This is a genomic window from Hoeflea phototrophica DFL-43 (assembly GCF_000154705.2).
Taxonomy (GTDB): Bacteria; Pseudomonadota; Alphaproteobacteria; order Rhizobiales; family Rhizobiaceae; genus Hoeflea; species Hoeflea phototrophica.
The window spans coordinates 307,265-328,368 of sequence record NZ_CM002917.1; the positions used below are offsets into that span (position 1 = coordinate 307,265).

The 21,104-nt window shown below is 61.4% G+C and carries 21 protein-coding genes; 9 read left to right on the top strand and 12 right to left on the bottom strand.

Going from position 1 to position 21,104, the window contains the following annotated elements:
* Positions 1-30: 30 nt before the first annotated feature.
* The 3 genes from fabI to fabA form a co-directional block, all read right to left on the bottom strand.
* Complete coding sequence (gene fabI / locus HPDFL43_RS01430; RefSeq protein WP_007199772.1) at positions 31-840, bottom strand: enoyl-ACP reductase FabI; 810 nt, start codon at positions 838-840, stop codon at positions 31-33.
* Positions 841-845: 5 nt separating this feature from the next.
* Positions 846-2,069 carry a beta-ketoacyl-ACP synthase I gene (gene fabB / locus HPDFL43_RS01435; RefSeq protein ID WP_007199773.1) on the bottom strand — a complete coding sequence of 408 codons (1,224 nt, stop codon included), beginning with the start codon at positions 2,067-2,069 and terminating at the stop codon, positions 846-848.
* Positions 2,070-2,148: 79 nt separating this feature from the next.
* Entirely contained in the window at positions 2,149-2,664 is a 516-nt protein-coding gene (fabA, locus tag HPDFL43_RS01440) for a 3-hydroxyacyl-[acyl-carrier-protein] dehydratase FabA (protein WP_007199774.1), read from the bottom strand.
* Between the two features lie 260 nt (positions 2,665-2,924).
* Here fabA and irrA point away from each other — a divergent pair, with 260 nt between their 5' ends.
* Together irrA and ilvD are read left to right on the top strand one after the other, a co-directional pair.
* A complete protein-coding gene (irrA, locus tag HPDFL43_RS01445) occupies positions 2,925-3,356 on the top strand; it encodes an iron response transcriptional regulator IrrA (protein WP_007199775.1) in 432 nt (143 codons plus the stop codon).
* 251 nt (positions 3,357-3,607) lie between these two features.
* A complete protein-coding gene (gene ilvD, locus HPDFL43_RS01450) occupies positions 3,608-5,452 on the top strand; it encodes a dihydroxy-acid dehydratase (RefSeq protein ID WP_007199776.1) in 1,845 nt (614 codons plus the stop codon).
* 69 nt (positions 5,453-5,521) lie between these two features.
* On the opposite strand, the gene HPDFL43_RS01455 is transcribed toward ilvD, so the two are convergent.
* Positions 5,522-6,085 (bottom strand): SH3 domain-containing protein, encoded by a 564-nt coding sequence (locus HPDFL43_RS01455; protein ID WP_007199777.1) that lies wholly within the window; start codon positions 6,083-6,085, stop codon positions 5,522-5,524.
* A gap of 274 nt (positions 6,086-6,359) precedes the next feature.
* Here HPDFL43_RS01455 and HPDFL43_RS01460 point away from each other — a divergent pair, with 274 nt between their 5' ends.
* Entirely contained in the window at positions 6,360-7,364 is a 1,005-nt protein-coding gene (locus HPDFL43_RS01460; protein WP_007199778.1) for a 2-hydroxyacid dehydrogenase, read from the top strand.
* 28 nt (positions 7,365-7,392) lie between these two features.
* Here the strand turns inward: HPDFL43_RS01460 and HPDFL43_RS01465 are convergent, their stop codons facing one another.
* The 7 genes from HPDFL43_RS01465 to mutM form a co-directional block, all read right to left on the bottom strand.
* Entirely contained in the window at positions 7,393-8,151 is a 759-nt protein-coding gene (locus HPDFL43_RS01465) for a molybdopterin-synthase adenylyltransferase MoeB (RefSeq protein ID WP_007199779.1), read from the bottom strand.
* Positions 8,152-8,185: 34 nt separating this feature from the next.
* Positions 8,186-9,334 (bottom strand): DNA replication/repair protein RecF, encoded by a 1,149-nt coding sequence (gene recF, locus HPDFL43_RS01470; protein ID WP_007199780.1) that lies wholly within the window; start codon positions 9,332-9,334, stop codon positions 8,186-8,188.
* 74 nt (positions 9,335-9,408) lie between these two features.
* Positions 9,409-10,527, bottom strand: coding sequence for a DNA polymerase III subunit beta (gene dnaN, locus HPDFL43_RS01475; protein ID WP_007199781.1), 1,119 nt, complete (start codon positions 10,525-10,527; stop codon positions 9,409-9,411).
* A gap of 232 nt (positions 10,528-10,759) precedes the next feature.
* On the bottom strand, positions 10,760-12,217 hold the full coding sequence (gene dnaA, locus HPDFL43_RS01480; RefSeq protein WP_007199782.1) for a chromosomal replication initiator protein DnaA: 1,458 nt from the start codon (positions 12,215-12,217) through the stop codon (positions 10,760-10,762).
* Between the two features lie 883 nt (positions 12,218-13,100).
* The gene (rpsT, locus tag HPDFL43_RS01485; protein ID WP_007199783.1) at positions 13,101-13,367 is read right to left on the bottom strand and encodes a 30S ribosomal protein S20; all 267 of its coding nucleotides are present in this window, start codon (positions 13,365-13,367) and stop codon (positions 13,101-13,103) included.
* Between the two features lie 216 nt (positions 13,368-13,583).
* Positions 13,584-14,357, bottom strand: a complete 774-nt coding sequence (locus HPDFL43_RS01490) for an enoyl-CoA hydratase (protein WP_007199784.1) — start codon at positions 14,355-14,357, stop codon at positions 13,584-13,586.
* Between the two features lie 51 nt (positions 14,358-14,408).
* Entirely contained in the window at positions 14,409-15,305 is an 897-nt protein-coding gene (gene mutM / locus HPDFL43_RS01495; protein ID WP_040449493.1) for a bifunctional DNA-formamidopyrimidine glycosylase/DNA-(apurinic or apyrimidinic site) lyase, read from the bottom strand.
* 309 nt (positions 15,306-15,614) lie between these two features.
* On the opposite strand from mutM, the gene ubiE reads away from it, so the two are divergent.
* Genes ubiE through HPDFL43_RS01510 form a run of 3 tightly spaced genes read left to right on the top strand, consistent with a single transcriptional unit; the run spans position 15,615 to position 18,413 of the window.
* On the top strand, positions 15,615-16,391 hold the full coding sequence (gene ubiE, locus HPDFL43_RS01500; protein WP_040449495.1) for a bifunctional demethylmenaquinone methyltransferase/2-methoxy-6-polyprenyl-1,4-benzoquinol methylase UbiE: 777 nt from the start codon (positions 15,615-15,617) through the stop codon (positions 16,389-16,391).
* A 4-nt stretch (positions 16,392-16,395) separates the two neighbouring features.
* Entirely contained in the window at positions 16,396-17,979 is a 1,584-nt protein-coding gene (ubiB, locus tag HPDFL43_RS01505; RefSeq protein ID WP_007199788.1) for a 2-polyprenylphenol 6-hydroxylase, read from the top strand.
* On the top strand, positions 17,973-18,413 hold the full coding sequence (locus HPDFL43_RS01510) for a GNAT family N-acetyltransferase (RefSeq protein ID WP_007199789.1): 441 nt from the start codon (positions 17,973-17,975) through the stop codon (positions 18,411-18,413). Before ubiB ends, HPDFL43_RS01510 begins: the two co-directional genes overlap by 7 nt.
* On the opposite strand, the gene HPDFL43_RS01515 is transcribed toward HPDFL43_RS01510, so the two are convergent.
* A complete protein-coding gene (locus HPDFL43_RS01515; protein ID WP_156970153.1) occupies positions 18,406-18,972 on the bottom strand; it encodes a cysteine hydrolase family protein in 567 nt (188 codons plus the stop codon). The two genes, HPDFL43_RS01510 and HPDFL43_RS01515, sit on opposite strands and share 8 nt — an antisense overlap.
* Positions 18,973-19,101: 129 nt before the next feature.
* Here HPDFL43_RS01515 and HPDFL43_RS01520 point away from each other — a divergent pair, with 129 nt between their 5' ends.
* Genes HPDFL43_RS01520 through coaBC form a run of 3 tightly spaced genes read left to right on the top strand, consistent with a single transcriptional unit; the run spans position 19,102 to position 21,004 of the window.
* The gene (locus HPDFL43_RS01520; RefSeq protein ID WP_007199791.1) at positions 19,102-19,386 is read left to right on the top strand and encodes a FitA-like ribbon-helix-helix domain-containing protein; all 285 of its coding nucleotides are present in this window, start codon (positions 19,102-19,104) and stop codon (positions 19,384-19,386) included.
* Positions 19,383-19,805: a type II toxin-antitoxin system VapC family toxin gene (locus HPDFL43_RS01525; RefSeq protein ID WP_007199792.1), complete on the top strand. Its 423-nt coding sequence runs from the start codon at positions 19,383-19,385 to the stop codon at positions 19,803-19,805. Before HPDFL43_RS01520 ends, HPDFL43_RS01525 begins: the two co-directional genes overlap by 4 nt.
* A complete protein-coding gene (gene coaBC / locus HPDFL43_RS01530) occupies positions 19,802-21,004 on the top strand; it encodes a bifunctional phosphopantothenoylcysteine decarboxylase/phosphopantothenate--cysteine ligase CoaBC (RefSeq protein WP_007199793.1) in 1,203 nt (400 codons plus the stop codon). Before HPDFL43_RS01525 ends, coaBC begins: the two co-directional genes overlap by 4 nt.
* Positions 21,005-21,104 lie beyond the last annotated feature (100 nt).

Below are 21,104 nucleotides of genomic sequence, written 5' to 3' on the forward strand. Positions count from 1 at the left end.
AGAAACTGGGATAAAGCGCGCGGCTTCCGCCTACCCCTCGTCAGCCTTCTTCAACTCATCGACAATCGGCATCGAAGTGATGTTGAAGCCCGAATCCACGTAGTGGATCTCTCCGGTCACACCCGACGACAGGTCCGAAAGCAGGTAGAGAGCCGATTTGCCGACATCGCCGATATCGACGGTGCGGCGCAGAGGCGCGTTCTTTTTCTGGTAGTTGAACATCGCCCGCGCATCGCCGATGCCTGCACCAGCCAGCGTGCGTACCGGACCTGCCGAGATGGCGTTGACGCGGATGCCGTCCTGGCCGTAATCGGCGGCCAGATAGCGCACCATGGCTTCCAGCGCCGCCTTGGCGACGCCCATCACGTTGTAGTTCGGCATCACCCGCATCGAGCCGCCATAAGTCAGCGTCAGGATCGAGCCACCCTCGCTCATCAGCGGTGCGGCGCGCTGCGCCACTTCGGTGAACGAATAGGCCGAGATCACCATGGTGCGGGAGAAGTTCTCCCGTGTTGTCACATCCGCGTAGCGGCCCTTGAGTTCCGACTTGTCGGAGAACCCGATGGCGTGCACCACAAAATCGATTGTGCCCCATTCGGCTTTGAGCGTGTCGAACACCGCATCAACGCTCGCCACATCCTCAACGTCACACGGCAAGAGCAGTTTCGAACCGACGCTTTCCGCCAGTGGCCTGACCCGCTTCTCGAAGGCTTCGGCCTGATAGGTAAATGCCAGTTCCGCCCCGGCCTCGGCCAGTTGCTGGGCGATGCCCCAGGCAATCGAGTGGTTGTTGAGCACGCCCATAATCAGGCCGCGCTTGCCTTTCATGATCCCTGTCATCTCACTCACCGGTCATGACGCTGGAAAACCAGCGTCGCATTGGTGCCGCCAAAGCCGAAGGAGTTCGACAGCGCCGTGTCGATCTTCGCATCATCGATGCGCTCGCGCACAATCGGCACGCCATCGAATTCGGGGTCGAGCTCGGTGATATGGGCGCTCTCTCCCACAAAACCTTCCTGCATCATCAAAAGCGAATAGATCGCCTCCTGCGCGCCCGCTGCTCCCAGCGAGTGTCCGGTCAGGGACTTGGTCGACTGCACGTAGGGAAGATCATCGGCGAAAACCTCGCGGATTGCGCCGATTTCCTTGGAATCGCCCACCGGCGTCGAGGTGCCGTGGGTGTTGACGTAATCCACCCGGCCTTTGACGGTTGCCAGCGCCTGGCGCATGCAGCGCACCGCACCCTCGCCCGATGGCGCCACCATGTCGTAGCCGTCAGATGTTGCGCCGTAGCCGGTCAGCTCGGCATAGATCTTGGCGCCGCGGGCCTTGGCGTGTTCGAGCTCTTCGAGCACCAGAACGCCCGCGCCGCCGGCGATGACGAAGCCGTCGCGGGTTGTGTCATAGGCGCGGCTGGCGGTGGCCGGCGAGCTTTCATTGTATTTCGAACTCATCGCTCCCATTGCGTCGAACAGGTTCGACATGGTCCAGTCGAGATCTTCGTGGCCCCCGGCAAACATCATGTCCTGCTTGCCCCACTGGATCAGCTCCGCCGCGTTGCCGATGCAATGCGCAGAGGTCGAGCAGGCCGAGGAGATCGAGTAGTTCACGCCATGGATCTTGAACCAGGTGGCCAGTGTGGCCGAGGCGGTCGAAGACATGGATTTCGGCACCGCGAAGGGGCCGATCCGCTTCGGGCTGCCGTTCTTGCGGGTGATGTCGGCGGCATCGATCAGCGTGCGGGTCGACGGTCCGCCCGATCCCATCACAATGCCGGTGCGCTCATTGGTGATGTCGGCTTCGCTGACCCCGGCATCGTCGATTGCCTGCTGCATGGCGACGTGGTTCCAGGCGCCGCCGCGCGACAGGAACCGCATGGCGCGCCGGTCCACCAGTTCCGTCGGGTCGAGCGTCGGCGCGCCCCAGACGTGGCTGCGGAAGCCGTGATCCGCAAAATCCTGGCTGAAGCTGATGCCCGACTTGGCATTGCGCAGCGATTCGGTCACTTCTGACGCGTTGTTTCCGATTGAGGATACGATCCCCATGCCCGTGACGACGACTCGTCTCATGTGATTGCCCTTTCGCGTGGAGGGGTCCGGTGTCCGCCCGGCGCCAGCCTGGCGGGTTCAGGGGTATCAGCCCGATGTGTCAGGCGGTTTTGTCCTTGGCAAGACCGACCTTAAGATCGGAGGCGTTGTAGATCGTCTCGCCATCTGCCTTGAGCCAGCCATCGGCGATGCCGAGCACCAGCCGGCCGCGCATGACGCGCTTGAAGTCGATGCCATATTCGAGCTTCTTCACCTCCGGCGTCACCATGCCCTTGAATTTCACTTCGCCGGTCGACAGCGCCATGCCGCGGCCCTCCTCGCCGAGCCAGCCGAGGTAAAACCCGGTGAGCTGCCACATGCCGTCAAGGCCCAGGCAGCCGGGCATCACCGGGTTGCCCTTGAAGTGGCAGGGGAAGAACCAGAGATCCGGCGTGATGTCGAATTCCGCGCGCAGATAGCCCTTGTCGAACTCGCCGCCGGTTTCCGAGATATCTGTGATCCGGCTGACCATCAGCATCGGCGGCAACGGCAGTTGCGCGTTGCCCGGGCCGAAAAGATCGCCCTCGGCACATTTGATGAGTTCGTCGTAGCTGTAGCTTGATTGCCTGTCGACCATGTAAACTGCGTCTCCCCGTTCGCCGTCTTCCGCGCGGCCTTGGTTCTCGATCCTTATGCCAGGCGAAAACCGCTCTCACGCTAGCATACCAACGCTGTGGGGCGAAACCGCACCTGCGAGGCACTCCCGAATACCGGAAGCGGCTTAGGAACGAAAGAGGTGACGGTACGGAAAGTCACAGGCTAGGCATCTCTATTGAAAGCAATCTCTACAAAAGATATATGAAGGGGACGAATTCGAACGTCTGGACAGTTTTGACCATGCATTCCGCGACGAGATCAAAAACCGCCGACCGCGATTCGGCCTTGCGCTTGCGCGACGCCGGCCTAAGACCGACGCGTCAGCGCGTGGCACTTGCTGATCTGTTGTTCGCAAAGGGCGACAGGCACCTGACAGCCGAGGAATTGCACGAAGAGGCCGTCAGCGTCGGCGTGCCCTGTTCGCTGGCCACTGTCTACAACACGCTGCACCAGTTCACCGAGGCTGGAATGCTCCGTGTGTTGTCGCTCGAAACCGCGAAAACCTATTTCGACACCAATGTCTCCGATCATCACCATTTCGTGGTCGAGGGATCCAACAACGTGCTCGACATTCCGGTTGGCAACATTTCGGTCAGTGATCTGCCCGAGGCACCCGAAGGCATGGAAATCACCCATGTCGACGTGGTGATCCGCGTTCGCCCCAAACGCTGAACAAGCCCCCAAGGCATTCCTGAAGCTTCAACCCGGCCTCTGAGCCGGCCCGGTTGGCCGATCTTTGCGTGGGGCATTGCCTCCAAAGGTTGATAAAGATTTCCCGCAGCCGGAGTTTTGCCGGCTGCCTTGATCATATTGGGCCGATCGCTCTGGAATTGTCGTGGTTTTCCCATTACTAGCTTGCTCATGCTGTTTGGCGCGCTTGCGTGCCCGGACAGACATGTTTCGGGAGCTTAAGAGGAAAACACATGCCGCCCTATCGTTCGAGAACCTCCACCCATGGCCGCAACATGGCAGGCGCGCGCAGCCTGTGGCGGGCCACCGGAATGAAGGACGGAGATTTTGGCAAGCCGATCATCGCGGTGGTCAATTCCTTCACCCAGTTCGTGCCTGGCCATGTGCACCTGAAGGATCTCGGCCAGCTTGTCGCCCGCGAGATCGAGAAGGCGGGCGGTATCGCCAAGGAGTTCAACACCATTGCGGTCGATGATGGCATCGCCATGGGCCACGACGGCATGCTCTACTCGCTGCCCTCGCGCGAGATTATCGCTGACAGTGTCGAGTACATGGTCAACGGCCATTGTGCCGACGCCATGGTCTGCATCTCCAATTGCGACAAGATCACTCCAGGCATGCTCAACGCCGCCATGCGGCTCAACATACCGGCGGTGTTCGTCTCCGGTGGCCCGATGGAAGCAGGCAAGGTCGTGCTGGAAAACGGCGTCGCCAAATCCGTCGATCTCGTTGATGCGATGGTTCTTGCTGCCGACGACAGTGTTTCCGATGCCGATGTCATGACGATGGAGCAGAACGCTTGCCCCACCTGCGGCTCGTGCTCCGGCATGTTCACCGCCAACTCCATGAACTGCCTGACCGAAGCCCTCGGTCTGGCGCTGCCGGGCAATGGCTCGACGCTCGCCACCCACAAGGACCGTGAACGTCTTTTCGTCGAGGCCGGGCATCTGATTGTCGATCTGGCCAGGCGCTACTATGAGCAGGATGACGCAACCGCCCTTCCGCGCTCCATCGCCAGCTTTGCCGCCTTCGAGAACGCCATGACGCTGGATATCTCCATGGGCGGCTCGACCAATACGGTGCTGCATCTGCTTGCGGCCTCCCATGAGGGGGAAGTCGGTTTCACCATGGATGATATCGACCGGCTGTCCCGCAAGGTTCCGGTGCTGTGCAAGGTGGCGCCCGCAGTCGAGAACATCCACATGGAAGACGTGCACCGCGCCGGCGGCATCTTCGGAATTCTTGGCGAGTTGGACCGCGCCGGGCTGATCGACAGCTCGCTGCCCACCATTCATTCCGCCACGATGAAGCAAGCGCTGGCGGGTTGGGACATCGTCCAGACTGACTCCGAGGCCGTGCACAAATTCTATTCCGCGGCCCCCGGCGGGGTTCCGACACAGACCGCTTTCTCCCAGGAGCGCCGCTACGAGGAAGGCGTCGATCTGGACCGCAAGACCGGCGTCATCCGCGCAAGGGATCACGCCTATTCCCAGGACGGCGGACTGGCCGTGCTGTTCGGCAACATCGCGCTCGATGGCTGCATCGTCAAAACCGCAGGCGTCGATGAATCCATCCTCAAGTTCACCGGGCCCGCGCGCATCTTTGAAAGCCAGGATTCCGCTGTCTCCGCGATCCTGACCGGCAAGGTCAAGCCGGGCGCGGTGGTCCTGATCCGCTATGAGGGTCCGCGTGGCGGTCCCGGCATGCAGGAGATGCTCTACCCGACGAGCTACCTGAAGTCCAAGGGGCTGGGCAAGGTCTGCGCATTGGTCACCGATGGCCGCTTCTCGGGTGGCTCGTCCGGTCTGTCCATCGGTCACGTTTCTCCCGAAGCGGCCGAGGGCGGCGCCATCGGTCTGGTCGAAGAGGGCGACACCATCGTCATCGACATTCCCAACCGGGTCATGAAGGTGGACCTGCCCGACAGCGTCCTGGCCGATCGCCGCGCGGCGATGGAGGCCCGTGGCGCCGACGCATGGAAGCCGTCCGAAAAGCGCAAGCGCAAGGTCACAACGGCGCTCAAGGCCTATGCGGCCATGACCAGTTCTGCGGCCAAGGGGGCCGTGCGTATCGTCTGATGACCGTGACGGATGCAGACTTGCGGAGCTTTATGACAGATTTGTCCTGAGCTCCGGTCTGTTGTCGCCTTACCTGAAGGCTTCGCCCGGATAGGCGCCCCAGATCTGGCTTTGGGCCACATAGCCGTCCATACCTTCGGCGCTGGCCTCGCACCACTCGCCGTCACAGGCCTTGACCTTGACGACCACGCCGGGCTCGAGCCGCGCCACCACCCGGGCGTTGGCGCGGGCCTCGCGGTGCATGCTGGTGAACTCGTCCTTGCCGCTGGCGGCCTTCCAGGGTGCCACCGTGGCGGTGCGCTCACCTGAAAGCAACGACTGGTAGACCCAGCCCTCGGTGCCCTCGGCGTCGCGCACCCGGCGCCAGTTGTCATACTCCTGGATCACTTCCATCGGCACACCCGGCCGGGTGTAAAGCCAGGCCACCGCATAGTCGCGTCCGGGTCCGATCCTGAGATTGACCCGTGTCGCCTTGAGGCTGACAAATCGCGGCAAGGGCAGGCCGCTGGGTCCCTTGCCTGCGCTCTGGGCATGGGCCACACCGACGCCTGACGGGCAGAACGGGCCCGATGGCACAATCGTTGTGGCCGCGAGCACGAGGCAGCTTGCGGCAAGAAGGGAAAGGCGACGCATTACTCACACCTTTTCGGTTCGGGCGCTCTGCGGAGCGCCTCTGAATGTCTCACGCCAGGCTCGGCTCATCCCGCGTTCGGCGGGCATCAGCGCGCTGGCAGCGTCTTTATGGTCTGCGCCAGCATGCAAGGGCGCTGCAACCATAATGCTTTTTCGGTATCAATCCCGACCGTTTGGATTGTCATCCCCGGAGGGTCTGATAGAAAAAGCGATACGCAAGCGACACTATCGCCCAGTTTGGTTAAAGAGCTCTCAACGCCGGACCTGCAACAATATGCCAAATCGAAAAAAACCGAAGGTCTATATCACCCGCCGCCTGCCTGATCAGGTTGAGACGCGGATGCGTGAACTCTTTGATGCGGAACTCAACATCACTGATGAACCGCGCGCCCAGCCCGAACTGGTGGCGGCCATGCGTTCGGCTGATGTTCTGGTCCCCACTGTGACCGACAAGATCGATGCCGCGTTGATTGAGCAGGCCGGCCCGCAGATGAAGCTGATCGCCAATTTCGGCAATGGTGTTGACAACATCGATGTCGATGCAGCGCAGAAGAAGGGCATCACCGTCACCAACACGCCCAATGTCCTGTCCGACGACACTGCAGACATGACCATGGCGTTGATGTTGGCCGTGCCGCGCCGGCTCACCGAGGGTGCAAATGTCCTTGTCGGCAATGATGGGAGCTGGAAGGGCTGGTCGCCGACCTGGATGCTTGGCCACCGCATTGGCGGCAAGCGGCTTGGCATCATCGGCATGGGCCGCATTGGCACCGCGGTGGCCCGCCGCGCCAAGGCCTTTGGCCTTTCGATCCATTATCACAACCGCCGCCGGGTCGATCCGGACACCGAGGATCAGCTTGAGGCGACCTATTGGGACAGCCTGGATCAGATGCTGGCGCGCGTTGACATTGTCTCGGTCAATTGCCCTTCGACACCCGCCACGTTCCACCTTCTGTCGGCCCGCAGGCTCGAGCTGATGAAACCTGGCGCTTACATAGTCAACACTGCGCGCGGCGGCATCATCGACGAGGATGCACTGATCAAGGCGTTGCGTGAAGGCCGTCTGTCAGGCGCGGGCCTCGATGTGTTCGAACATGAGCCGGCAGTCGACAAGCGTCTGGTCAAGCTCGCTTCGGAAGGCAGGGTGGTGCTGTTGCCGCATATGGGCTCGGCCACCATGGAGGGGCGGATCGACATGGGTGACAAGGTGATCATCAACATCCGCACCTTCTTCGACGGCCACCGCCCGCCCGACCGCGTGCTGCCGCTCAGAAGCTGAAAGCGCTTATATCTCCAATATCGAAACGTCAGCCTTTCCGCCCGTAGCGAACGGTCTGGAAGCTCGCCGCCAGCCCGTCATAGAGCAGCAGCCTTCCGATCAGCGGTTCGCCCGCGCCGGTGATCAGCTTGATCACTTCCATCGCCTGCAAGGTGCCGATCACCCCTGTCAGCGCGCCGATGACCCCGGCCTCGGCGCAGGAGGGCACCAGTCCCGGCGGTGGGGCTTCGGGAAACAGGTCGCGGTAGCGCGGGCAGGGCTTGCCGTCCGCGTTGACCTGATAGGGCGCAAGCACGGTCACCGAGCCGTCAAACCGTCCCACCGCTGCCGTCACCAGCGGAATTGCCAGCGTTTCACAGGTGTCGGCAAGCAGGTAACGGGTTTCGAAATTGTCCGATCCGTCGACCACCATGTCATAGGCGGTGATGATGTCGGTGGCATTGTCCGGCGTGAGCCTCACCGGATGCGTGATCACGCGGACATGCGGGTTGAGCCGCTTGAGCCCACGTGCGGCACTCTCGGTCTTGCCTATGCCGACATTTGCCGTGTCATGCAGGATCTGCCGTTGCAGGTTTGACAGCGACACCTCGTCATCGTCAGTCACGCCGAGAACCCCGACCCCTGCAGCCGCCAGATAGCTTAGCACCGGCGACCCCAGCCCGCCGGCGCCGATCACCAGCACCCGCGCCGCCTTGAGCTTCTGCTGTCCGGCACCGCCCACCTCCGCCAGCACGATATGCCGGGCATAACGGGCGATTTCATCGGCATTGAGATGGGTGTCGTCCATGTCTCTCTCCATCTGCCCGTTCAGGGTGTCCGTTTCAGCTTGCCGCTTCGCGCCTGGGGGTGGCGCGGCCCTCACTGACCTCGAACATCTGGCCGCGTGGCCCAAGGCTTCCAAACATCGCCGCATCGGTACCGGTCATGAAGGCCTGGCAGTCCAGCGTCTCGATCAGATCAAAGAGCGCCGCACGGCGGCCCTCGTCAAGATGGGCGGCGACCTCATCGAGCAAAAGGATCGGCGCATGGCCGGTGAGGCTGCGCACCAGCTGCGCATGACCCAGAATGATCCCGATCAGCAATGCCTTCTGTTCCCCGGTCGATGACAGCGCCGCCGGCATCGCCTTGGCACGGTGATGCACCACCAGATCCATCCGGTGTGGACCCGACAAGGTCCGCCCGGCAGCAGCGTCGCGTCCGCGCCCGTGCTTCATCAGATCGATGAACGCAACCTCCATGTCGCTTGCCGTCTCCAGCCCCTCATCTTCGAGAAAGCCTTCAAGCCTTACACTTGCTGCCGGAAACGGGCTTTCGGCCTGGCTGTCGTCGATCAGGGCCGACAAGAGCCGCACCACTTCGCTGCGCGCCATCGCCATGGCCACGCCCAGTTCGCTCATCTGCGCCTCAAGCCCGTCCAGCCAGGTCGGGTCGGCGCGGCCTTCGGACAAAAGCCGGTTGCGGCTGCGCATTGCCCGCTCATAGCTCAAGGCGCGGCTGCCATGCGCCGGATCGACCGACAGAACCAGCCGGTCGAGAAACCGCCGCCGGTCGCCGGCAGACCCGGTGAACAGCCCGTCCATTGACGGTGTCAGCCACAACAATCGCAGATGCTCGAGCATGTCATCGGCTGAGCGTGCCGGCGATCCGTTGATGCGCACCTTGCGCGCACCGCTCTCCTCGAGCCCGTCCACACCGGTGCCGATGTCGACGGGGCCGGCCATTCCCTCAAGGCTAGCGAAAATGCTGAAGCCGGAAGCAGGCTCGGAGCCGGCCTTGATCACATCGCTGTAGGGCGCGCGCCGCATGCCCCGCCCGGGGGAGAGCAGCGAGACCGCTTCCATCAGATTGGTTTTACCGGCGCCATTGTCGCCCACCAGCACCACATGGCGTGCATCAAGTTCCAGCGACTGGCTGGCATAATTGCGGAATCCGGTGAGCTTCAGACGCTCGATGTGCACCTTCTGGGCCATCCCTGTCTCCGCTCAGTATGATTGCGGCGGGCAGGCCATTGCATTGCAATGGATCAAGCGCCGAAGACCCGCATCTAGACGCGCATCGGCATCAGCACATAAAGCGCGTCATCGCCGGCGGTGTCGCGCACCAGTGTCGGAGAGCCGGGATCCGCGAGCAGGAACACCGCATCCGTGCCCGAAAGCTGATTGGTGATGTCGAGCAGATATTTGGCGTTGAAGCCGATTTCGATCGGATCGCGGTCATAACCCACGGCGAGTTCCTCGGTGGCGCTGCCCGAGTCCGGATTGTTGACCGTCAGCGTCAGCTGACCATCGGCGATGGCGAGCTTGACCGCGCGTCCACGCTCCGACGAGATCGTCGACACCCGGTCGACCGCCTGGGCGAAGGTCTGGCAATCAACCGTCAGTTCCTTGTCGTTGCCAGTCGGGATCACGCGCTGGTAGTCGGGGAAGGTGCCGTCGATCAGCTTCGAGGTCATCACCACCGAACCGATGGTGAAGCGGATCTTGGCGTCAGACACCTCGACCGTCACCGTCAGGTCGGGGTTGTCGACCAGCTTCTGGATTTCACCCACGGTCTTGCGCGGAATGATGATGCCGGGCATGCCCTCCGAACCGGAAGGCGCATCGACATCGGCGCGGGCCAGACGGTGGCCGTCCGTGGCAACCGCGCGCAGCTTCAGAGCGCCTTCGCTTTCGATCGTGTGAACGAAAATACCGTTGAGATAATAACGGGTTTCCTCGGTCGAGATCGCAAACTGCGTGCGGTCGATCAACATTTTGAGCTCTGTTGCCGGCAGCCGGAATGTGTGGCTGAAGGCGCCGGCGGTCAGATCCGGGAAATCAGATTCAGGCAGGCACTGCAGCGTGAATTTCGAGCGGCCCGAGGCGACCGTCATCGAAGCCCCGTCGGGGTTGGTGGCCAGCATCACTTCCGATCCGTCCGAAAGCTTGCGCACGATGTCATAAAGCAGGTGCGCCGGCACCGTGGTTGACCCGGCCTGTTCGATCATTGCCGGGGTCGCCTCGGTAATTTCCAGATCCAGGTCGGTCGCCTTCATGTCAAGCGTGGCGCCTTCGGCCTTCAGAAGCACGTTCGACAGGATCGGGATCGTGTTCCGGCGCTCGACCACGCGGTGCACGTGGTTCAGCGATTTCAGAAGGTTGGAACGCTCGAGGGTGACACGCATGATCTGTTTACCGCTTGGCTTGGGCCGGCGTTTGGTGAGCGCTGGCCGTTCAAATTCTGTCTTGTCAGGCTTGAGCCTTGCAAGGCCGGTTGGATGGCGTCCTGCTGAATGGCACATAACGCCCGGCCCGGGCGGGCAAAATGGCAGATAATGGGACGGCAATGCAACTAAAACCGGCCCGGGCATTGCTGCCCGGACCGAGATTCTGGGGATAATTTGTCGCAGTTGGCGATTATTCGATGATCAGCCGTTTGAGCAGCTCGATCTCGTGGCCGAGCTTGGTGTCCCCGTTGATCAATTCCTCGATCTTGCGCACCGCATGCAGCACAGTCGTGTGATCTCGACCGCCGAATCTGCGGCCGATTTCGGGGAACGAACGTGGCGTCATGGTCTTTGCCAGATACATCGCGATCTGGCGCGGCTTGACGATCACCCGTGTCCGCCTGTCGGACACCAGCTCCTGCCGCGTCACATTGTAGTGCCGCGAAACCACCCGCTGAATGTCTTCGATGCGCACCCGCTTGGGCTCGCCCGCATTGACCAGATGGCCGAGGAGCTCGTCCACCCGTTCAATGCTCAGATTGGGTTCGAAGCTGCGCCGGAACAGCAGCTGGTTGAACGCCCCCTCGAGCTCCCGCCCGCTTGAGGTGATGTTCTGGGCGACATGGGCGAGAATGGTCTCGTCGATGTCGAGCGTGGCATCCTCCATCTGTGCAATCGCCAGGCGCTTGCGCAGAATTTCCAGTCGCATTTCGTAGTCGGGCGCTTCGATCTCGATCGCCACACCGCCTTGCAGCCGCGAGCGCACCCTTGGGTCGAGCGATTCCAGCTCCCACGGCGCGCGGTCGGCGGCAACCACCACCTGGCGGGCCGAGTCCAGCAGCATGTTGAGCAGATGGCAGAACTCGTGCTGGATCGACTTGCCCTGCAAAAACTGCATGTCGTCGATCACCAGCAAATCGATATTGCGCAGAGATTCCTTGAACGACAGCGCATCATTGTCGCGGATCGCGGTGGCAAACCGCCACATGAAGTATTCGGCAGTCAGATAGACCACGCGGGGATTGCGGGAATGGCTGCTTGCCGCTGCCGCGATCGCCTGCAGCAGATGGGTCTTGCCCAGCCCGACATTGGAATGGATGAAAAGCGGGTTGAAGCGCACAGCGCCCGTCCCGGCTTCCGCAATGGTTCTGGCCGCCGCCAGCGCCACCCGGTTGGAGGACCCTTCAACATAGCTGTCAAAGGTGCATTGCGGGTCAAGCGGGGAGCCGATCACGGCATTGGCTGCCTGCGGCCCCTTGTTGAAAGCGCCGAATTTTGCGCCGGCCCCCTTGACCGTGACATGCTGCTCCTTGCGGGAAGCCGAAGCGCCCGGCGTTGCCTGCGAAGCATTTGGCAGGCTGGCGGCGTCCGGCGCGCTGGAAACAGCTGTCGAGCGCGTTGCCGAGCGCACCACGATTTCGATCTTGAGAACGTCAGGCGCCTCTTCGCGGTACAAAGCGCTGATCTGGTCGAGATATTTGTTGTTGATCCATGATTTCAGGAAAGCCGTCGGAACCGACAGCCGTACCACGCTCTTGGAGGCTGATTGAAGCTTCAGCCGTCCAAACCAGCTGGTGAAAATTTCTTGCCCGACCTGCGCCTTCAATCGCGCCATAACCCGTTCAAACACATCATTGGTTTTTTTCATGTCCGCCCCTTCGTCCGTCGTCGGGCAAACATCGCCGCTTTGCGGTTTGGTGCTGGTCTGTTTGTTACTCCATGCCCCTGCCGTCTGCGTCTTGATTGTTTGTGCTTGCATCGCCGCCGTAACCCCTGTTGCCGCATCCGACCGGAATCATTCCGGCCGTCCTTATGGGTCGAATTCAATCCGATCCCGCCCTGTTTTCTTTGCCGGCGCCCCCGCCAACTTATCTCCTTCATTGCTCCGCGCGTTGGCGACCTCGTATCGCCAACACGGCATTGTTTCACCGTCCCGTTGAATCCCCCGGATTCCTCGGTTAAAACTCCTCTGCACGGCAAAACGTTTGCCGATGCACTCGGAGAGTTGTTTTTGGGTTCGCCTGGCAAGAGAGCCGAGCCTCAGTGAGCGGGCAAGAACGGGGCACTGAAATTGCGCCGCTGTCCTCTTCGAAACCCTTAGGCTCCGCGCTCTCTGATGTCTGTATTTAGGCAGGATGAGGCAGGCAGATCAAGCAGGTTATTTACGAATTCTTGACACTTTAGGGCTTGACTCAAAAAGCCGAAAACGGCCCCGCGACGGCACTCATCAGCAGACAATTGGATTCATTGCCTTTTCGCGGCTTCATGATTTTTAGGCCAATCTAAACTGCGGTGCATATTAAATTATGGGACTTGACAGGACTTCTGCCGATTCCCTCGCCTGTGGCCGCGTTAAAATTTTCCACCTTCGCTAAAATGCTGAAAAATATACATTTTTGTTGCGACCGTGACGGTTCCGTGACAATTCATGGTGCCGTATTTCAGGCCAGTCCCGCAAACCATTGGGACCAAAACAAAAAAAAGGCCCGGACATGCCGGGCCTTTCGTCGACTAATGAAATTTTGCGCCGCTTAAGCGGAGATCGCCTTGACCCGGTTGGACAGGCGGGAAATCTTCCGCGAAGCTGTGTTGGCATGAACCACACCCTTGGTGGCCGCGCGCATCAGTTCGGGCTGTGCTGCCTTCAGAGCTGCTGCCGCTGCATCCTTGTCGCCGGAGCTGATGGCTTCTTCGACCTTGCGAAGGAAACCGCGGACCCGTGAGCGGCGGGCTTTGTTGATCTCGGTGCGGCGAGCGATCTTGCGGGTCGCCTTTTTCGCCGAAGTTGTATTGGCCATGAATGCCTCTCAGTTGTCAAAATCGCGAGCCCGGCAAAAAAGCGTCTCCTCGCGGAGCGTGTCGCATTAATATCCGGGATGCGGAAAAACCACGGCGAGCCCTAGAGCTGCCATTCGATGGCGGGCGTATAGCTTGTATATGGGCGGGCGTCAACGCGAAAAACCTCGGCAAGGCCGTTGCTGCGCCCAAATCACCATATGGCTGGCCCCATTGTCTCAGCGATGCTTGAATTGCGCCTTGCGCTTCTCGACAAAGGCGCCCATGCCTTCCTTCTGATCCTCGGTTGCAAACAGCGAGTGGAACAGCCGGCGTTCAAAGCGAAGCCCTTCCGCAAGGGTCATCTCGTCGGCCCGGTTGACCGACTCCTTCACCATCATTGCCACCGGCAGCGAAAAGCCTGCGATTTTCTCCGCGGCCTTGATCGCCGTCGCCATCAGGTCGTCCGCCGCCACCACGCGCGCCACCAGGCCGGAGCGCTCGGCTTCCTCAGCCTCCATGAACCGGCCGGTCAGGCACAGATCCATTGCCTTGGCCTTGCCGATGGCGCGGGTAAGCCGCTGGGTGCCGCCCATGCCAGGGATCACGCCGAGCGTGATTTCGGGCTGGCCGAACTTGGCGGTGTCTGACGCAATTATGATGTCACACATCATGGCAAGCTCGCAGCCGCCACCCAGCGCATAGCCCGACACCGCAGCGATCACCGGCTTGCGGGTATTGGCAACCGCGCTCCAGCCTTCAAAGAAGTCATTCATATAGGCGCCGACATAATCGAGCGGCTGCATTTCCTTGATATCGGCGCCCGCGGCAAAGGCTTTTTCCGATCCGGTCAACACAATCGCGCCGATTTTCTCGTCATCGCCAAATTTGGCCATGGTCTCGCGCAACTCGCCAAGAAGTTCCGAATTGAGCGCGTTGAGCGCATCGGGCCGGTTCAGAGTGATAATGGCCACCCGGCCGCGTGTTTCCGTCTTCAGCGTATTGAGCGCCATTGCCTGTCTCCTTGTCTGCCGGTTGCCACCCGCGGTTCCTCCCGGACGGCGTCAATCCTTCTGGCAGCGCGCGCACATGAATGTCGAACGCCCGCTTTGCACGATGCGGCGGACCGTATCGCCACAGCCCGGCCGGGGGCAAGCCTTTCCCTCCCGATCATAGACCGAAAATCCATGCTGGAAATATCCCAGCGTCCCATCGGTCTGGATATGATCACGCAGAGATGATCCGCCTGCGGCAATCGCCTCGCTGATCACCTCGCGGATATCGCCGGTCAGCCGTTCCAGCGCCTTGCGCGGCTGGCCGGCCTTGGTCACCAGGCGTCCGGCCGGTTTGCGTGGCGAAAGGCGCGCACGCCACAATGCTTCGCATACATATATATTGCCCAGACCCGCGATGATCCTCTGATCGAGCAATGCTGCCTTCAATGGCGCGGCCTTGCCTGCAAGGCGCCTTGCCAGTTCGTCGGCTTCCAGGCTGTTGCCCGTCGGCTCCACCCCAAGGCTCCTGAACCATGGGTGTTCCGCAAGCTCCGCCCGAACCATGAGATCCATGTATCCGAACCGGCGTGGGTCATTGTAGATCACCCGCGCCCGTCCTGCCGGACCGTCGATATGAAACACCACATGGTCGTGCTTGTCGTCTTTCGAGCGCTCGTGATGAAACACCCCCGGGGTCAGCGGTGAATCGCCATCGGGTTCGATCCGGAACGAGCCCGACATCCCCAGATGCGAGATCAGCACCATGCCATCATCGAAATCGGCGAGCAGATATTTTGCCCGGCGGCCCAGCGCGATGATCTGCCGGCCTTCAAGCCGCTTTGCGAAGTCCTCCGGAAAGGGAAATCGCAAATCCGCGCGGCGCTGTTCGACGCGGATGATCCGGGCGCCTTCCATCACCGGCTGCAATCCGCGGCGAACGGTTTCGACTTCGGGCAGTTCGGGCAAATCGGTCTCCTCTGCCGTGTGCCAATCGGTGATGGCCGGGCGCTCTCCAGCATTTACCGACCGCATCTATTGTATTGCTGCCCCGGCTTCAATCGCGAAGCAAACTGATTTGGCGCAGCCGTCGCCGGTGCGCGATGGCATTTCTTCGCTGTCTGGCCTATAAGGCGGCGCTCTATTGCCGCAGCAAGATGGTCCCGGAGCGGATGGTCTGGCTTGCGGCGATCCGCTATGGTCGCCCTGCTCCAAAGCGGTTGTGCGCGTTCGTGCGCATGGCTGCGCGGGCATGAAATGAAACAACAGGAACCGGTCATGTCTGATCAGCGCGTCTCCACTCAGGGTGGAATGCAAACCTCCTACGGTTTTCGCACCGTCGATGACGGCGAAAAGCAAACCCTGGTCAATGACGTCTTTCACAAGGTCGCCAAACGCTACGACATCATGAATGACGTGATGTCGGGCGGGCTGCACCGGGTCTGGAAGGACGCGCTTGTTGCAAAACTCAACCCGCCCCGCCGTGCGGGCTTCCGCTTTCTTGATGTGGCGGGCGGCACTGGCGATATCGCGTTCCGCATTGTTGCGGCATCAGACAATCAGGCGCAAGGCACGGTGCTTGATATCAATGGCTCGATGCTCGGCGTCGGCGCTGAACGCGCCGTCAAGAAGGGCTATGCCGGCAATCTCGAATTTGTCGAGGCCAATGCCGAAGAGTTGCCCTTCGAGGACAACAGTTTTGACGCCTACACCATTGCTTTCGGTATCCGCAATGTGCCCGACATCGACAAGGCTCTGAGAGAGGCCTACCGGGTTCTCAGGCGCGGTGGCCGTTTTCTCTGTCTCGAATTCTCCGAGGTCGAGATGCCGCTGCTCGACCGAATCTATGATGCCTGGTCGTTCAACGGCATTCCGGCGATGGGCAAGGCCATTGCCGGTGACGCCGAGCCCTACCAGTATCTGGTTGAATCGATCCGCAAGTTTCCGCGTCAGGATGATTTCGCCGCGATGATAACGCGCGCCGGTTTCTCCCGCGTCCATTACACCAATTACACCGGCGGCATCGCAGCCCTTCATTCCGGTTGGAAGCTCTAAACCTATGGCAAGCCTTGGCACCTATCTGCGCCTGATGCGCGCGGGCTTCATTCTCGTGCGTGAGGGCGTGGTGTCCTCCCTTCCTGCCGAGGATCTGCCCGGCCCGGCACGTTTTGCCCATGGTGTTGCGGGGCTGCTCGCCAAACGCCGTGCAAAAAGCGCCGAGCGCAGCGACCGGCTCGCCCGGGCGGTGGAGCGTCTGGGCCCGTCCTGGGTCAAGCTCGGGCAGTTTCTCGCCACCCGTCCCGATGTGGTTGGCGCCGACATCGCTGATGATCTGGCTGGTCTGCAGGACCGGATGGCAACCTTCCCCGAGGTCCAGGCGCGTGCTGCCATCGAAAGTTCGCTCGGCAGGCCGATCAGTGATCTCTACTCGCGCTTCGATCCGCCGATCGCCGCCGCCTCGATCGCCCAGGTGCACCCGGCCGAAGTGACCGATGAAAACGGGTCGCGCAAGGTTGCCGTCAAGGTCGTCCGCCCGGGCGTGCGCCAGCGCTTCAAGCGTGATCTCGAGGCCTTTTATCTGGTCTCCGAATTGCAGGAGCGCTTCATCCCCGCCTCCCGCCGGCTGCGCCCGGTGGAAATCACCAAGACGCTGGAGCAGACCACCCGGATCGAGATGGATCTCCGGCTCGAGGCCGCTGCCCTGTCCGAGATGGCCGACAACACAAAGGGCGATCCGGGCTTCCGGGTGCCCTTTGTCGACTGGGAGCGCACCGGGCGCGACTGCGTCACCATGGAGTGGATCGACGGCATCAAGATGAGCGATGTCGCGGGTCTCAAGGCGGCCGGCCATGATCTTGATGCGCTTGCCGACACGCTGATCCAGTCGTTCCTGCGCCACACCCTGCGTGACGGCTTTTTTCATGCTGACATGCACCAGGGCAATCTCTTCGTCGATCCGGCCGGCATGATTGTCGCCGTCGACATGGGCATCGTCAGCCGTCTGGGCAAGAAGGAGCGCCGCTTCCTCGCCGAAATCCTCTACGGCTTCATCACCCGCGATTACCGCCGTGTCGCCGACGTGCATTTCGAAGCGGGCTATGTGCCTGCCCGCCATGATCCGGCCAGCTTTGCCCAGGCGATCCGCGCCATCGGCGAGCCGATCCACGGCCAGCCGGCGGAAACCATCTCGATGGCCCGGCTGCTTACACTTCTGTTCGAGGTCACCGAGCTGTTCGACATGGAAACCCGGCCCGAGCTGGTCATGCTGCAAAAGACCATGGTCGTTGTTGAGGGTGTGTCGCGCACGCTCAACCCCAAATTCAACATGTGGAAGGCCGCCGAGCCGGTGGTTGGCGACTGGATCCGCGACAATCTCGGCCCCAAGCGCATCGCTGTCGACATCAAGGAAGGCGCGATTGCGGCACTGAAGCTGGCCGAGCAATTGCCCGATCTCGCTGCCCGCACCGAGCGCTTTGCCACTGAAGTCGGCGACATGGCCGAGAACGGCCTGCGCTTCGACGCGGCCACATCCGAGGCCATCGGCAAGGCCGAAGCCCGCCACACCCGCTCGGGCCGGGTGGCTTTGTGGGTGATTGCTGCCGCTGCGGTCTGGTTGGCGCTCGCCATCCACCCTATATGGTAGGCTTGACCGCTTACCGGCCCATTTCCCTGGATGATATCGATGTAGAGCCCCTGGCCGATGAAGCCTGGGCCGATGGCTATCCCTTTGTCGAACGTATGCGGCATGACTGGAAATCGGGCGACAACCGGTTTGATGGCCCCGGTGAACGCCTGATCGGTGCCTTCGAGGGCGAGACCCTGATCGGTTTTTGCGGTCTCAACCGTGATCCCTATGTGAGTGAAAACACCGGTCGCATCCGCCACCTCTATGTCAGCCTCGATCACCGCCACATCGGTATCGCCCGTGCGCTGGTGGGCGAGGCCCTCGACGGCGCATCCATCCAGTTTCCCCGCATCCGCCTCCGCGCCACCCCGGCCTCGAGAAGCTTCTATGAGCTGCTCGGGTTCGAAGAGGTCGACGAGGCCGAGGCGACCCATGCCAAGCGGATCAGGTGATTTCCGCCTTGATCTCAGCATTGCCAAGCACCCGGGCAATCTTTCCGTCCATATATCTCAATGACACGCGTGCATGTTCTTCGTCGTAGCAATCAATCGCCTCACTGGCGAGGATCACCCGCATGTCGCGCTGATAGGCGTCGATCGCCGCCATCCTGACGCAGGCATGGGTGTTGATCCCTGCGATCACCATTGAGCCGATCCCCTTTTCGACAACCACCGCATCCAGATCGGTGCCGAAAAACGGGCTGTAGCGTTTCTTGACGATTGTGACGTCGTCCTCGCCTGTCTCCAGACGCGGATCAAGCTCGGCACCGGCGGTGCCGATGATGTTGAGCTTTACGTTTCTGTCGCGCATTTCCAGAAATGCGTCACTGAGATCATCCTTGAAGTCCTGCCGGACCCAGATCACCGGCCGGGTCTTGCCGCGAAAATACACCACCAGATCATTGGTTGCCGCAATCAGCCGCGCACGCCGCTTGGTCTCCCAGGAGGCAAGAAAGTCATTGGTCAGGTCGATGACCATCAGGGCAGGATGCGCCATCGGGATATGTGTCATGGGAGTTGCTCCGGTTTCCGCCTGCCGTACCGGCCCCTCATGTCAGTGCAGTGACATCGCCGGTTTGACTGCAATGCATGCAGTGCCTACATTGAAGTCACAGAAGATCCCTGCCTGGGGAGGTTCACCATGGCTACGCTGACCATTCGCAATCTGGATGACTCTGTGAAGCAGGCGCTGCGCGAGCGTGCCGCGCGGCATGGCGTGTCCATGGAAGAAGAGGCCCGCGTATTGCTAAGGCGGGGCATTGAAGCAAAGGGTGGAGCCGCCGCCGACGCTGGAAAATCGTTCTATGATCGCGTACGCGCAATTGTTGAGCCAATTGGAGGCATCGAGTTTGATGTGCCGCCGCGCCAGTTGGCTGACCGCCCTCTGCCATTCTCTGAATGGCAGAATGAAAGTCCCGAGGAATGATTCTGGATACAAATGTGATCTCCGAAATCATGCGTCCTGTACCGGACCATAATGTTGTTGCATGGTTTGATGAGACGGTGAGTGAACAGCGGCATATCACCGCGATTACCGAGGCTGAACTCCTCCTTGGGATAAGTCTGATGCCGATAGGCAAGCGGCGAAATGAATATGCAGCGGCCATTGCACGCATACTCAGTTTGGAAACGGGAAACCCCATCCTTCCGTTCGAAAGCGCCGATGCAACTTTCTTCGCCGAAGCAATGTCAACGCGGCGACGAGCTGGTCGGCCGCTAAAGGAACTCGACGCCCAGATCGCCGCCATCGCGCTCCGGCGTGGTCTGCCGATTGCAACCCGCAATGTCCGCGATTTCGAAGGGTGCGGCGTCACCCTCATCAACCCCTGGGATCCTGCCCCATGACCCTCTCCGGCAAACGCATCCTGCTGATCATCTCCGGCGGCATCGCCGCCTACAAATCGCTCGATCTGATCCGCCGCCTGCGCGAGCGCGGCGCCGAGGTCCGGCCCGTCATGACCGCCGGTGCCCAGGAGTTTGTCACCCCGCTGGCCGTTGGCGCGCTGGCCGCCGATCATGTCTACACGGAGCTGTTTTCCCGCGAGGACGAACAGGATGTTGGCCATATCCGCCTGGCGCGCGATTGCGATCTGATCTGCGTCGCCCCCGCCACCGCCGACCTGATGGCCAAGATGGCGAACGGTCTTGCGGGTGATCTCGCCACCACCGTGTTGCTTGCCACCAACAAGCCGGTGCTCATATCGCCCGCGATGAACCCTGCCATGTGGGCGCATCCCGCGACCCGCCGCAACACAGAGACCCTCAAACGCGACGGCATAGGTTTCATCGGCCCGATGTCCGGCGAAATGGCTGAAAGCAACGAGGCAGGCGAGGGGCGCATGGCAGAACCCTTGCAGATCGTCGCCGCCATCGAGGCGCTTCTGGATGACGCTCCCAAACCGCTCGCGGGCAAAAAGGCCATTGTCACCTCCGGCCCCACCCATGAGCCGATCGATCCGGTGCGCTACATCGCCAACCGTTCCTCCGGCAAGCAGGGCCACGCCATCGCCGGCGCGCTCGCCCGCCTTGGCGCCGAGGTCACCCTGGTCTCGGGCCCGGTGACGATCCCCGATCCCGCCGGGGTGAACTTGATCCATGTCGAAAGCGCAGCCAACATGCTCGACGCCGTGACATCATCCTTGCCCGCCGACATCGCCGTCTTTGTCGCAGCCGTTGCCGACTGGCGCGTGGCCACAGCCTCGGGCAACAAGATCAAGAAGAAGGAAGGCGAGGGCCCCGCACCCTTGGAGCTCACCGAGAACCCCGACATCCTCAAGACCATCGGCCACCACGAGAACCGGCCGCAACTGGTCGTGGGTTTCGCCGCCGAAACCGCCGATGTGGTGTCCAACGCTCAGGCAAAACTCGCCCGCAAGGGCGCCGATTTCATCGTCGCCAACGACGTCTCGCCCGAAACCGGCATCATGGGCGGCGACCGCAACCGCGTCCGCATTGTCTCAAAGGACGGCGTCGAGGACTGGCCGGATCTGAGCAAGGACGAGACGGCGGCACGGCTCGCTGAGAGGATTGCGGGAGCATTTTAGCTGCTGAGGCGGCAGTCGCCCCCAACCTCCCCCTTGAGGGGAGGTCGGAGAAGCAAGCGCAGCGCAGCTGATCCGGGTGGGGGTAGGGAGTCCGCGACGA